This window comes from Glaciihabitans sp. dw_435 (genome assembly GCF_018449675.1).
In the GTDB taxonomy this organism is placed as follows: domain Bacteria; phylum Actinomycetota; class Actinomycetes; order Actinomycetales; family Microbacteriaceae; genus Glaciihabitans.
This window is the reverse complement of the sequence record NZ_JAAVUZ010000013.1, coordinates 22217-35496: the sequence shown is the minus strand read 5'-3', so window position 1 is coordinate 35496 and position 13280 is coordinate 22217. Positions and strand designations below refer to the sequence as shown.

Below are 13280 nucleotides of genomic sequence, written 5' to 3'. Positions count from 1 at the left end.
CCGTATGGACGAAAAAGTTGCCGCCTGGGTGGCCGACACCGCCGATGTGGATCCGCTCGCCGTGATCGGCGATGGATCGCGCATCTGGCATCTGGCGCAGATTCGCGAGGGTGCCGTCCTCGGCGAGCAGTGCACGGTGGGTCGTGCGGCCTACATAGGCCCGGGGGTAACCATGGGAAGCAACTGCAAGGTGCAGAATGCTGCCCTCGTGTACGAGCCGGCGGTGCTGGCTGAAGGCGTCTTCGTTGGTCCCGCCGCGGTGTTCACCAACGATGTGTTTCCCCGGGCGGTGACGCCCGAGGGAGTTTTGAAGACCGCAGACGACTGGCATGCCGTCGGGGTGACCGCCCTGCGGGGGGCGTCGATCGGTGCGCGTGCAGTGTGCATCGCGCCGGTCACCATCGGGGCGTGGGCGATGATCGCCGCGGGAGCCGTGGTGACCGCAGACGTTCCCGACTTCGCCCTCATGGTGGGGGTGCCCGCCCGGCGCGTCGGCTGGGTGGGTCGCGCCGGGGTGCGACTCATACCGGAAGACGCGCAGGAATCCGACCGGATCGGGGGCGACCCGTCCGGGGTGATCCTCGTCTGTCCCGCCACGGGCCAGCGGTATCGGGAGTCCGCGGGCCTGGTGACGGCACTGGACTGAGCGGTTCGGAGGTCGGGTCACTCGAGCACCTCCTCCAACACCCGGCTCGTGTCATCCCGCGCCCACTCTGTTGTGCGGCGACGACCGCGGGAGCGCGCGAGGATGGCGCAGCTGGCGTAGATCACCGTGTCGATCAGGTCACCGGCACCGCGGGTGGTCGCCAGCAGCTCCCTCAGCGTGCCGCCCGTCGTGCTCTCCTCCAGCCGCGAGCTGTTGGTGCGGCCGAGCACGCGGATGAGTGCCGACGTCGTGCGGGGTACCCGCACATCCACGGGGATGGTGGTCACGATGACGCGCTCCGACTCGACGAACTGGCGGTGCACGAACACGTCGTCGACGGCGTCCGTCGGGAACGAGGAGAAGCGATCGTGGCCCGCCTCGGTGACGGCGTACATCCCCGCACCCCACAGGGCGGCAGAGCTGGAGGGCATGCGGGTGCGCGCCCGGTAGTAGGCCCGGACGGCGCCGCTGCAGCCCGCGAGGTCGTAGCGGAACTGGGGACGGGCCGCGAGCGTGTCGCCGCTGCCCAGCGCGATCAGGGTCTCGCGGATGGTCTCCGCGCTCACCCCCACGTCCGCGTCGAGGTAGATGCGCGGCCACAGGGTCGCGACGGCGTCACCCTCGTTGAGGGCAGCGGTCTTGGACGCCTCATCAATCTCGAGCACGGTGACGCCGGGAAACTCGCGGGCCCGCTGCGCCGTGCCGTCGGTGCATCCGTTGCACACCACAATGATCTCGAGGTGCCCGGTGTCAGCCAGCGGCGCGAGCGCGGTGAGGCAGGAGGCGATCACCGCGCTCTCGTCATGGGCGGGGATGATGATCGAGCCGGCCGGGAACTGTGCGATCGCACCGCCGTCGGCCAGCCGTGCGCCGGACGAGAGCTGCGCGTGGGGCAGCTTCTCCCAGCGCGTGCGGCTCAGCAGGTTCCAGACCGCACGGCGGTGCCGTTCCTGTCCCGACCGCAGCGCGGATCCGAGCAGCAACGGGACGCGGAATGCGCTCGCCCGCGACCGTGAGTGGTGCAGCTCCGCGTACCGCACGCGGTTGACGATCATGAGGGCCGTCAGGTCGGCCGGTCCTCCCGAACCGCCGCCGGCGTGCACCATGCGGGCGCCCGGTTCAAACCAGATGGATGCCCCGGCCTGGCGCGCCCTCCGGAAGTAGTCGGTCTCCTCGGAGTACAGGAAAAACCTCTCGTCCCAGTCGCCGAGCAGCTCGGCGAGCTCACTCGCGATGAGGACGGCGGCACCCGTTGCCCACTCGACCTGATGCGCGTGCTGGTAGCTTTCGACGGCGTGATCGGTCTCGGAGAGCCAGGACGGACGACCGGCGAGGTGATCGCCGAGCAGCGCGTCACCCCAGGTGCCGAGCAGGGTCGGCTCCCTCCGGAGGGAGGTGTGCAGGGTGCCGTTCTCGTCGGTGAGCAGCGGAACCGCGATTCCCGCGCCCGAGTGGCGTTGCCGCGCCAGCAGGGTCGAGATCGACCCACGCGTGACGGTCAGGTCGGGGTTGAGCACGAGGAACGCGCCGGCGGATCCGGCGGCGGCCCGTGCACGGTTGACCCCGGCGGCGTAGCCGAGGTTGCCTCCCGTCGGGACGGTGATGACGTTCTCGTAGCGACCGGCGATCGTGACCGAGTCATCCACCGACGCATTGTCGGCGACGACGACCCGCAGGCGCAGGTCCGCCGACTCGGGGAGAAGGGACTCCAGCAGCGCGCCGATGGAAGCCGCGCTGTTGTAGGTGACCACCAACACCGCCACATCGGCATGCCCGTCCAGGCCGACGAATCCGGGGCCCGGATGTGCGGCGGGCACGGGAGCTGCGGGGGCGGCGATGCTGCCCACCACCACCGGCGACTCGGCCGCGGGTGGCAGGGGCAGCGACGTCTCCGGGATGCGCATCGCCGGCGACGTCTCGCCGAGGGCGCTGTCCCGCCGCAGCCGCAGGTAGGCGACGGGTCCCTCGACCAGGTAGCGACGGGCGAGGCGGCGGGGCTCCAGCATCAGGCGCCACGCCCACTCCATGCGCGAACGCACGACCCACCGGGGCGCTCGCCGGATGCGACCGGCGAGAAAGTCAACGACGGCACCGAAGGCGAGCAGCACGCGCGCGCCCGTGGCCGCGCCGTACTCGCTGATCCACAGCTCCTGGCGCGGCTTGCCGAGTCCGACCAGCAGCACGTCGACACGCTGCGTCGCGATGGACGCGGCCAGTTTCTCGCAGCGTTCCGGGTCGGTGAGGTCGTCGCGTTCCGGCGACCACATGCCCACGACGGCGAGGTCGGGGTGGTCCACCGCGACGCGGTCGCGCAGCTGCAGTTGCGCCTCCTCCGATCCGCCGACAACACCCACGCGCAGGCCCCGCCGGTCGGCCTCATCGAGAATCGGGCCGATCAGGTCGCTGCCGGCAAGGCGTGGCCACCAGTGCCCCGTGAGGGCGTGCGCGCGGGTGGCAAGCGGCGACCCGTCGATGAGGCTCAGCCACTCCACACCCGGGTCGCCGGTGAGCGGGGCGTCGAGGGTGTGTGCCCAGCGACCGCCCGCTCCGAAGTGGTTGATGTGGTCGACGTTGGCGGACAGCACGGCCAGCGGTCGGGTGTCCGTGGCGCAGGCCCTGTCGAGGATGGTCCCAATCGCCTCGTCGTGTTCCAGAAGGTCGACGGATGTCCCGCCGAGAACGATGCGTGGGTGCGGGTTGTCGGTCATCATTGTCCTGACTCCTCGGTGGGTGCTGCTGCGTAGGGTGTGTTCGGATACTCGGGCGCCGGGGTCGTCTGCCACATCCGGCCGACGGAGCTCGCCGCCATCAGTCGACGCTCGCGTTCGGTGCGAAACCCGCCGGTGCCGTCCAGGGCGGCGAGTACGATCTGCTGCGCGGGGCCCCAGCCGTGCCGCACGCTGGCCGCGGCCGTGCGAGAAAGACCCGGCGACGCCTGCTCGACCAGGAGGCCGAGCGCGTCGGCGATCGCTCCCGCCGTCGGTTGTGCCCATGCAACGCACGGTGAGTCGAGGTCGGCGCGCGAATCAGGTGAGTCGTTGACGACGGGGATGGCACCGCAGGCGAGCAGCTCCTCTGCCACCAGCGACACGTTGGTGAAGGACAGCGCGATTCCGGCGATGGCACCGTTGTAGAGGTCGGCGAGCTGCGCGGGCGTCGGGGTTCCGTGGTCGATGACGGGGATCTTCCATCCCTCCGCGGTCGCCCCGTAGATGTGGATCGGCTGCTCGGGATGCATCGTGTGGAACAGTTCCAGCGCGCGCTTTCCCAGCAGGTAGCCCCGACGGTCGGCCGAGGGCCGTGCGTAGAACACCACTCCCGATCGTACGCCGGTGGTGTTGGTCAGCGAGTAGACGGAGGTGTCGCAGCCGAACGGCGCGACCTCTGCCCTGACCCCGATTCCGGCCAGGTGGCCGGCGACCATCTCGCCGAGAGCGATCGTGTGGAATCCGAAACGGTAGCTGTCCTCCGCCAGCGCCGAAATCGACCCCGATGGGTAAAACATCGGTTCGAAGTCCTGCACGAAATACAGCCGCTCCATGGGGTCGCGACCATGGGTCGCGAGCACGTGCGCGGTCTGCCAGGAACTGGCGACACAGGCGTCGACCCCGGTGATGCCCGCCTCGGCATCGCGGATGTCTGCCTCGATCCACGGCCACCACTGCCGGATGACCTCGGCGTGCCGGGTGATGTCGCCGCCATGCCTGTCGTACAGGAAGATCACGCACTCGTGACCGGCGCTCTCGAGGGCCTCGATCATGCGGAACAGGGTCGTGTGTCCCCCGGAGCCGGCCTGCGGTGGCGTGCAGATCCAGCCGACCCGCGTCGCACCGTCGAGCGGGGACTCCGCGGGCGCGAGGTAGAGCCGCGTCGAGTCGGCAATGTCGTGGTCGTACAGCGGGAACTGCAGCGACTCCACGTCGAGGCGTTGGCTGATGCGCAGGATGACCCGGCGGGCGACATCCCTCCATCCGGCGCGACGCCAGCGGGAGCGCACCTCTCCCACCCGTCGAATCTGGTCACGCATCGTCATCAGAACGTCCCCTGTCGGTGCCATCTGCGGATATTGCGGTCGGCACGAATGCGTCGGCCGAGCCGTTCGAGTACAAATCGGGGGTGCCGCTGCGTGGTGCCGTCCGCGACACGGAGGCGGGCGGTGACGGCACGCCATTCCGGCAGCTCGCGCGCCGAGGCATCCGTCTCCTCCGCAAATTCCACGAGCAGGTCGACCTCGGTGTGGTCGACCACCCGGGCGTCGAGGCGTTGGCAGGCCAGCGTCAGGGCGTCGACGGCGACGGCGCGACGCGCGGCGGCGTGGAGGGACGCGCTGCCCGGCAACCGTCCCGCGGCGCCGGAGAAAAGCGTGTCGAAGGCCGCACGGCGTTCCCGCACGTCGACCAGCGGAGACACCGATGTGGCGGACAGCGACGCGGGGTGCTCGCGGTGCCACGCCTGGTCGGCGCCGTGGATGTACGCGACGTCGGAGAACGCGGCGATCCGCAGCCACATCTCCATGTCGTGCGTGTGCGCCAGGTATCGCTGGCCCCCGACCACGTCGACGACGTCACGCCGCATGAATGCCTCGGGCGCGGTGATCACGTTGAAGCCCGAGCGGCACCGGTCGGCGAGCCACGCTCCACCGCGCCAGTGCGTCCAGGCGGTGGCAGTGGTCCGCGGCTCCGCTCCCGGTTCGCCAGAAAAATGCAGCGGGTGCCCATAGACGAGTCCGACGGTGGGCAACTCACGGGCCACCGCGATCGCGCGCTCGAGAGAGCCGGGCGTCAGCATGTCGTCGGCGTCCAGCCGCACGAGAAATTCGCCGGCGGTCGCGGCGAGCCCGTCGTTGAAGGTGTCCACAGGGCCGAGGTTGACCCGGTGCTCGAGAAGCCGCACCCGGGGATCGGCGTCGACGAGCGACCTGGCAACGGCAACGCTGTCATCGGTCGAGGCATCGTCGACAATTACCACGTCAACGTCGGCACCGCGCTGGCCGAGAGCGCTGCCGACACTCTGCCGCAGATAGCGGGCGTAATTGAAGCAGGGAATGACGACCGAGACCGTCGCGGAGCCATCGGGGCTCGGGCGCGGATGCACCCGGGTCGCGGTGGGAGAGGTGAGTGTCACGCCGTGACCGCCGTTCGGACAGAGCGGGCAAGCCGGTCGACCACGTACTCCTGCTGTCGCAGGGTTATGCCGGGATAGATGGGGAGCGACAGGATGTCCCGGCTGAACGCCTCGGCCCGGGGAAGCGGCCGCGCACTCCCGTGCTCGGCCCGGAACGGGCGCAGGAGGTGGACGGGCGTCGGGTAGTGCACTCCCGCGGCGATCCCGTCGCTGTGCAACCGGGCGATGGTCGTCTCGCGGTCGGGCACCCGCACGACGTACAGGTGGAAGATGTGGTCATTTCCCTCGGCGGTCGCCGGGGTGATGACGTCAGGGACGCCCGCGAGGAGCCGGCTGTATTCGTCGGCGGCGGCACGACGTTCGTCGTTCCACGCGTCGAGGAGCGGAAGCTTGGCTGACAGCACCGCCGCCTGGATACCGTCGAGGCGGGAGTTCATGCCGAGCACCCGGTGTTCGTAGCGGGCGAGCCCACCGTGGTTGCGCAGTTCCCGGATCGCATGAGCGATGTCATCCCTGGCCGTCATCACCGCGCCGCCATCCCCGTAGGCGCCGAGGTTCTTGCCCGGGTAGAAGCTGGTGCCGGCCACATCGCCGAGCGATCCCGCCAGCGCACCGAACCGTCGGGCGCCCTGCGCCTGGGCGGCGTCCTCGATGATGAGGACATCGGGGCCGAGCGTGGCACGCAGTCGTTCCACCGGGGCGCACTGACCGTAGAGGTGCACCGCCATCACGGCACGGGTGCGCGGTCCGGCGACCCGCGCGGCGTCGTCGGGGTCGATGAGGTAGTTGTCGTCGCAATCGGCGAAGACGGCCGTGGCACCGGCGCGGGCGACGGCTTCTGCGGTGGCAACGAACGTGTTCGCCGGCACAATCACCTCATCGCCGCGGCCGATTCCCGCCGCGCGGAGGGCGAGCTCGAGGGCGTCGGTTCCGTTGCCGACACCCACGACGTGCGGAACGCCGCAGTAGGCGGCGAACTCGCGCTCGAACGCCGAGACCTCCGGACCCAGCACGAACGAGGTATTGTCCAGCACACCGTCGATGCCGGCGCGGACGGCATCGGCCACCCGGTCGCGCTGCAGCGCGAGGTCGACAAACGGCACCACGACGGAGCCCGGGCGGGCGGGGGTGGAGTTCATGACATCCTCTCTTCGCCGGCGAGTGCCGGAGCGGTCAGTTCGGTGATGCGGCGCTGGGCCCAGCGACGCAGGCCGCCGGCGTAGACGAGCGCTCCCGCGGTCCCGCCGCAGGCGAGCGCTGCCCAGGGATTGGTCATCAGGTGGGAGAAACCGTAGGCGGCGACCCCTGCCGGGATGGCCGCGACGAGGGGCGGCCACACGCCCCGGACGAGTGAGCGGGGATCAAACCCGACCTTGCGGAGCGCGATCAGGTACGCGGGAGCGACGACGACGAGGGCGACAGCCACGTGGGCCCACGCGGCACCCACAAAACCCCAGATGGCGATCGCGGGGATGAGGGCAACGACGAGGGCGGCGAGCCACACACCCTGTACCACCAGCACCCGGCCGGATGCGCCCTCGACGAGCAGGTACGCGACGAAGAGCTCGAACACCACCCGCACGGCTCCGAGCAGGCCGAGAGCGGCGAGCGCCGTCGCGGCGGGCGCCCATCGGTCCCCGTAGAGCGCGGACACGAGTGGCGACGCCAGCACTGCCAGCAGTCCCCCGAGCGGGAGCGATACCGCCCAGGTCAGCGCAAAGGCGCTGGCGAGCGCATGGGACCGGGCGGCCCCGGACGTGCGCGCAAACGCCGGGAGTGCCACCGAACGCAGCACCTGGCCCGCGGCCGTCATCGGCCACGTCGACACGTTGAAGGCGAGCACATAGAAGCCCAGCGCGATGGGATCGACCATCGCCGCCACCACGAGTTTGTCGACACCGAGCACCGCCCAGGACAGCAGGTTCGCACCGGCAACGGGAAGCCCAAACCGCAACACGGATGCGGCAAGGCTGCGGTCGAGGCCGAAGCGGGGACGTTCGCCCGACAGGGTGAACTGGAGGATGAGCGTGACGGTCTGCGCCACGACGCGGGCGATGGCCAGCGACACCACTCCCCAGCCGGCGAGCAGGAGAACGACGGTGACACTCGTGCTGACCACGAAGTCGGCAACGGCGATGACAAACAGCCGGCGCTGGTCGAACCGGCGCAACAGCGAGGCAAACGGAACGACGCCTGCGCTCCCCAGCATCATGGTGACCGAGAGAACGAGCAGCACGGGTGTCGACTCCGGGCTGCCGAGCAGGCCGGCGATCGGGGCGGCGGTGAGGGCCATCGCCGCGGTGAGAATGCCACCGGTGACGAGACCAAGGGTGGCGACCGTCGGAGCACGGCGCGCGAAGTCGGGTGACCGCACGAGGTCGGCACTCAGGCCAAAGTCGGCCAGCGTCATCAACACGGCCTGCACGCTGAGAGCGACAGCGTACGCACCGAATTCCTGGGGCGTGAGCAGGCGCGCAAGGACTATCCCCAGGGCGAGGCTTCCCAGCCTCAGCACGATGTTGTTCAGCGAACTCCAGAGGAGACCACTGCGCACCTGGGTTCCGAGGGCGGGGCGGACGGAGGGCAGGGTCATGTGCCGTACCTCCGCCAACGCCGCCAACGCAGCGCGCTTCGCGCGTAGGCCCGCCGGGTTTCGATGTAGGCGGTGATGGCGCCCGGACGCCGGGCACTCCTTCGCAGGTACCGGCGCCACTCGGGAGTGGAGGTTATCGCCGGCCAGATCCGCTGAGCCTGCTCGACCCAGTCGCGCGCGGTCGCGCGTAGTGCCGGGTCGGAGCTCCCCACCGCCAGTGTCGCCGTGCGCACGCCCTCCCGGGCAAGCGAGCGGCGGGCGAGGCGACGGAGCTGGCCCGCGCGGTCGAGTCGGGCGCCCGCGCCGAGAAAGAACCCCTCAAACGTGTCGTGCCGCGCCGAAAACTCGCGGAGCAGTCCGCTGAGGGACGTGAGGTGCATGTTGGCGCCGTGCACGCGGTAGTACGCCTGCACGGGACCGTTGACCCGGCCGACATCGCTGACGGCAGCCGCCCTCATCCACAGGTCCATGTCGGCGGTCTGCGGCAGCGCGGGGTCGTACGCACCGATGCGCTCGAGTACCGAGCGGCGCATCACCGCCTCGGGATTCACAATCGTGTTGCTGCCGCGCTCGCACATGCGGGCGATCCACGACTCCCCCGGCCACACCGTCGTCGTCGCGGCGATGGTCTTACCCACGGGCACGTCGCCCGAAAAGTCCTGCGCGTACCCGTAGACGAGGCCGACAGCGGGGTGACTCTCCAGCAGGGCTACCGCCCGTTCGAGGGACCCGGGGGCAAGGGCGTCGTCGGCCGACAGCAGCACGACATACTCGCCGGTGGCGAGCTCCAGTCCGGCGTTGTAGGTCGCGATGTGACCCCGGTTGACGGGCTGCAGCAGCACGCGGATGCGGGTGTCGTCGGCGGCGAGCTCTGTCGCCACGCACGCGCTGTCGTCGGTCGACGCGTCATCCACCACAATGATCTCGACGTCGACCCCGGACTGTGACCGAACGCTCTCGATCGCCACCGGAAGGTAGTGCGCATAGTTGTAGGTGGGGATGACAACGCTGACGACGGGACGACTCACGAGCGGCCCCCTCCCACGGCGACGCCGTCAACGAGGGCGGCAGGAACGCCCACCCAGGTCTCGCGGGAGGGCAGATCGCGCAGCAGCACGGCGCCCATACCGAGCACCGACCGCGCGCCGACGTGGACGCGCTCACGCACGCTGGAGTTCATGCCGAGGTACGCCTCCGACCCGACGCGCACACCGCCGCCGAGCGTGACCCCGGCACACAGCGTCGCGAATGACTCGATTCGGTTGCCATGGGTCAGCGTCACGTGCGGCATCACGACGACGTGGCGGTCGATCGTCACGTCCGCGGTGAGAACCACACCGTCGAGCAGAATGCTGCCGACGCCGATGTGGCAGGACCGGGGAACCCGCACGTGCGGAGACACGAGCGTGGTGTACCGCGCGCCGGTCACGCCTGCCAGCTCCAGTCGCGCGGCCAGGCGGGCCCGGGCGGCGCCCTGTCCCACACAGATCGCCAGCTTCGCCGATGGATGATCCATGGCGACATCCATGCCGCCGAGAACGGGCACCCCGTCGATCGTCGTGCCCCACCGCGACTCGGAATCGTCGAGGATGCCGACGACCCGGTGCGAGTGCAGGGACCGCACGACGGTGAGGGCCTCGCGGGCGAGACCGCTCGCCCCCACAAGGATCACCTCGGTCATGACAGCCCCGCCCCGAACCTGAGGACACGGATGACCCGGTCCTGGTCGTCCCCGGTGAGCTCGTGATAGATCGGGAGAATCAGGGTGGAATCGGTGAGCTGGTCGGTGACGGCCAGGCTCGCCTCACCGGTGGAACGGTCGCGGTAGGCGGGCTGACGGTGGGACGCCATGATTCCGCGGCGAGCGGAGATGTCGGCGTTGGCCAGCGCCGTCAGCAGTTCATCCCGGTCGAGCGGGTAGGGATAGCCCACCTCGACCCAGAACGACTGGAAGTTGGACGTACCCCACTCGGGATCGGCGACCGCCCGCAGCCCGGGGATGGAGGCGATCGCGGCGGAGTAGACCGCCGCGATCTCCCTCCTCCGCTCGACGACGACGGGGAGGCGCTCGAGCTGCACGATTCCCACAGCTGCCTGCAGGTCGGTCATGCGGAAGTTGTAGCCGACCTCGGTGTACTCCTCGGCGGGGGCCAGGGTGTTGGCATGACGATCAGCCGCGGAGACGGACATGGCGTGTTCACGCAGGCGGCGAGCCCTGTCGGCGAGCTCCTGGTGCGGAGAGGTCAGCATCCCGCCCTCCCCCGTTGTCAGGATCTTGCGGGGGTGGAACGACCACGCGGTGAGGTCGGCGCCTGCCCCCACGGGGCGACCGCGGTAGACGGATCCGACGCCGCACGCGGCATCCTCAATCACCACAATTCCCAGGGGGTCGGTCACCGCGCGGATGGCGTCGAGGTCCACGGGCACCCCGCCCTGGTCGACGGCGATGACCGCGGTGGTTGCGGGAGTGAGCGCCGCCAGGAGTGTCTCCGCCGACAGGTTGCCGGTGAGGGGGTCGACGTCCGCGAAGACGGGCCGTGCACCGACGTACACGGGGGCATTGGCCGTTGCGATGAAGGAGAACGAGGGCACGACCACGTCGTCGCCGGCAGAAACTCCCGCGACCACGAGTGCCAGCTGCAGGGCCGTCGTGCAACTGGAGACGGCGACCGCGTGGGCAACCTGCTGGGACTGCGCGAACTCGCGTTCGAACTGCGCGACCCGTGGACCCTGTGCGACCCACCCCGAGCTGATGACCTCGGCAACGGCATCGATTTCCGCCTGGCCGAGCCAGGGCTGCATGACGTTGATCCGGCTCATCGGACGACCTCGCTTTCGCGTCCGGCGGCGACAAGCTCGCGCTGTGGTCTCCACCACTCCACCAGCTCGCGCAGCCCCGTCTCCAGGTCGACGGCAGCCTCGAAGCCGAGGTCGAGGCGAGCGGCGGAGGTATCCGCGAGCCGCCGGGTGACGCCGTTGACGGCGCGCTCTGGGCCGAACTCGACCGAGAGCGGGGAGTCCATTACCCGCAGCAGTGTCTGCGCCAGCTCAAGCAGGCTCGTCTCCACGCCGGTGCCGACGTTGTAGACACCCGCGACGACGGGGCTCACCGCGGCGAGAAGGTTGGCCCGCGCGACGTCCCGCGTGAAGACGAAGTCCATGGTCTGGTGCCCGTCGCCCAGGATGAGCGGGGGCTTGCCGTCGGCGATGCGCTCCATCCACCGCACGAGTACTTCGGTGTAGAGGCCGTGCACGTCCATGCGCGGCCCGTACACGTTGAAGTAGCGCAGCGCCGTGTAATCGAGTCCGTTCATCGCGCGGAAGCTCGCGAGCATTCCCTCGGTGAAGGACTTCGCCGCACCGTAAAAGGTGTCGTTGTTGTACGGGTGGTGCCGCTCCCCGGTGGGGAATTCTTCCGCGAGGCCGTACACCGAGGCACTGGAGGCCGCGATAACCTTGCTCACGCCGTGTTCGGCGGCCGCCTCGTACACGGTGAAGCTGCCGCCGACGAGAACGTCGAGCGCCAGCCGCGGTTCCTCGGCGCACTGGGTGATGCGGATGGCGGCCTGATGGAAGACAAGGTCCTTGCCCCGCGTCACGTCGTGGACGAGGTCGCGGTTGCGGAGGTCGCCCTCGATCAGGTGAACCCGACCGGAGTCGATCGCCGTCGCGATGTTGTCCACCCGCCCGCGCACGAGGTTGTCGAGGATGTCGATGTGCCCGGCGCCCGCCTCCAGCAGCTGGTCGACGATGGCCGAACCGATCGTTCCGGCACCGCCCGTGACGAGAATGGATGCCCCGCTCAACGTGCCCACGATGCAGCCTCCAGTCCCGCGTGCTGGGTGGCAACCGCGCTGATTTGTCCGCTGGCGGCGAGCGATTCCCGCGCCGCCTCCAACACCGCAAGCACCCGGAGGGCGGCATCCCCGCCGGTGCGCGACGGCCGTCCTTCCCGGATGCTGGCCGCAAACTCGGCAACCATGTCGCCGAGCGCCTCGCGTTCCGCCAGCGCCGGCGACCAGGTGTCGCCCAGGCGGTAGGACACGGTGGAGGCCGCACGATCGGCCCCCGCTGTCGACTGCGCGCCGAGGTCGACGCCGCGGTCGAACACACTCAGCCGCTGCTGCGGGTTGAGGTCGTCCCACACGAGGGTTCGACGCGAACCGCCGATCACCATCCGGCGGATCTTCGTCGGGCTGAGCCAGTTCACGTGGATGTGGGCGAGCGCTCCCTCGCCGATCGGAAGGGTGAGGTACCCGACACAACTACGTCCGGCACCGAGTGGATCGGAGCCCTGTGCCGACACCGCCGTTGCATTCAGGCCGCCGGGAAGGATGAAGTCGAGAATCGACAGGTCGTGCGGCGCGAGATCCCAGAAGACATCCACATCGGGCTGGATGAGTCCGAGGTTGATGCGAACCGCGTCCACAAAGAGGATGTCACCGAGGGCTCCGTCCTCGATGAGCTCGCGCATCTTCGCGACCGCCGGCGTGTAGCAATAGGTGTGGTCGGCCATGAGAGTGAGTCCGCGAAGACGCGCCTCCTCTACCATTTCGCGGCCGTGTTCGGTGCTGTCGGCCAGCGGCTTCTCGACCAGGACGTGCTTGCCCGCCTTGAGCGCCGCAAGGGCGATGCCGTGGTGGGTGCGCGCCGGAGTGGCAATCGCGATGGCATCGATGCCCGGCATGTCGAGCACCTCCTCGAAAGTGAACTGGGCGACGTCACCTCCCACCGTCCGCGCGAGGCGCTCGGCCTTGGGCACATCGAGGTCGCAGATTGCGACCAGGTCCCAGTCGGGACTTGTGCTGAAGTTGCGGGCCAGATTGGGGCCCCAGTAGCCGGCGCCGACAAGGGCAACGGTGAGCTTCTCGGTCATGTGTTCCATATCTCTCTCGGGTGGGCAGCGGTGAAGTCGAT

The 13280-nt window shown here is 69.6% G+C and carries 11 protein-coding genes; 1 reads left to right on the top strand and 10 read right to left on the bottom strand.

The window, feature by feature from the left end:
* The first annotated feature begins 4 nt into the window (after window positions 1-4).
* Window positions 5-646 carry an acyltransferase gene (locus HB677_RS14670; RefSeq protein ID WP_213816479.1) on the top strand — a complete coding sequence of 214 codons (642 nt, stop codon included), beginning with the start codon at window positions 5-7 and terminating at the stop codon, window positions 644-646.
* Window positions 647-663: 17 nt separating this feature from the next.
* On the opposite strand, the gene HB677_RS14665 is transcribed toward HB677_RS14670, so the two are convergent.
* Genes HB677_RS14665 through HB677_RS14620 form a run of 10 tightly spaced genes read right to left on the bottom strand, consistent with a single transcriptional unit; the run spans window position 664 to window position 13239 of the window.
* Window positions 664-3357, bottom strand: a complete 2694-nt coding sequence (locus HB677_RS14665; RefSeq protein ID WP_213816478.1) for a WecB/TagA/CpsF family glycosyltransferase — start codon at window positions 3355-3357, stop codon at window positions 664-666.
* Entirely contained in the window at window positions 3354-4703 is a 1350-nt protein-coding gene (locus HB677_RS14660; RefSeq protein WP_213816477.1) for a glycosyltransferase family 1 protein, read from the bottom strand. Before HB677_RS14660 ends, HB677_RS14665 begins: the two co-directional genes overlap by 4 nt.
* The gene (locus tag HB677_RS14655; protein ID WP_213816476.1) at window positions 4679-5770 is read right to left on the bottom strand and encodes a glycosyltransferase family 2 protein; all 1092 of its coding nucleotides are present in this window, start codon (window positions 5768-5770) and stop codon (window positions 4679-4681) included. Before HB677_RS14655 ends, HB677_RS14660 begins: the two co-directional genes overlap by 25 nt.
* The gene (locus HB677_RS14650; RefSeq protein WP_213816475.1) at window positions 5767-6909 is read right to left on the bottom strand and encodes a DegT/DnrJ/EryC1/StrS aminotransferase family protein; all 1143 of its coding nucleotides are present in this window, start codon (window positions 6907-6909) and stop codon (window positions 5767-5769) included. Before HB677_RS14650 ends, HB677_RS14655 begins: the two co-directional genes overlap by 4 nt.
* Window positions 6906-8363 carry an oligosaccharide flippase family protein gene (locus HB677_RS14645; RefSeq protein WP_213816474.1) on the bottom strand — a complete coding sequence of 486 codons (1458 nt, stop codon included), beginning with the start codon at window positions 8361-8363 and terminating at the stop codon, window positions 6906-6908. The genes HB677_RS14650 and HB677_RS14645 overlap by 4 nt, the downstream gene beginning before the upstream one ends.
* A complete protein-coding gene (locus HB677_RS14640; RefSeq protein ID WP_213816473.1) occupies window positions 8360-9391 on the bottom strand; it encodes a glycosyltransferase in 1032 nt (343 codons plus the stop codon). The genes HB677_RS14645 and HB677_RS14640 overlap by 4 nt, the downstream gene beginning before the upstream one ends.
* On the bottom strand, window positions 9388-10044 hold the full coding sequence (locus HB677_RS14635) for a NeuD/PglB/VioB family sugar acetyltransferase (protein ID WP_213816472.1): 657 nt from the start codon (window positions 10042-10044) through the stop codon (window positions 9388-9390). The genes HB677_RS14640 and HB677_RS14635 overlap by 4 nt, the downstream gene beginning before the upstream one ends.
* On the bottom strand, window positions 10041-11183 hold the full coding sequence (locus tag HB677_RS14630; protein ID WP_255546645.1) for a DegT/DnrJ/EryC1/StrS aminotransferase family protein: 1143 nt from the start codon (window positions 11181-11183) through the stop codon (window positions 10041-10043). Before HB677_RS14630 ends, HB677_RS14635 begins: the two co-directional genes overlap by 4 nt.
* Window positions 11180-12178, bottom strand: a complete 999-nt coding sequence (locus HB677_RS14625; protein ID WP_213816471.1) for an NAD-dependent epimerase/dehydratase family protein — start codon at window positions 12176-12178, stop codon at window positions 11180-11182. Before HB677_RS14625 ends, HB677_RS14630 begins: the two co-directional genes overlap by 4 nt.
* A complete protein-coding gene (locus HB677_RS14620; RefSeq protein WP_213816470.1) occupies window positions 12166-13239 on the bottom strand; it encodes a Gfo/Idh/MocA family protein in 1074 nt (357 codons plus the stop codon). Before HB677_RS14620 ends, HB677_RS14625 begins: the two co-directional genes overlap by 13 nt.
* Window positions 13240-13280: the final 41 nt, after the last annotated feature.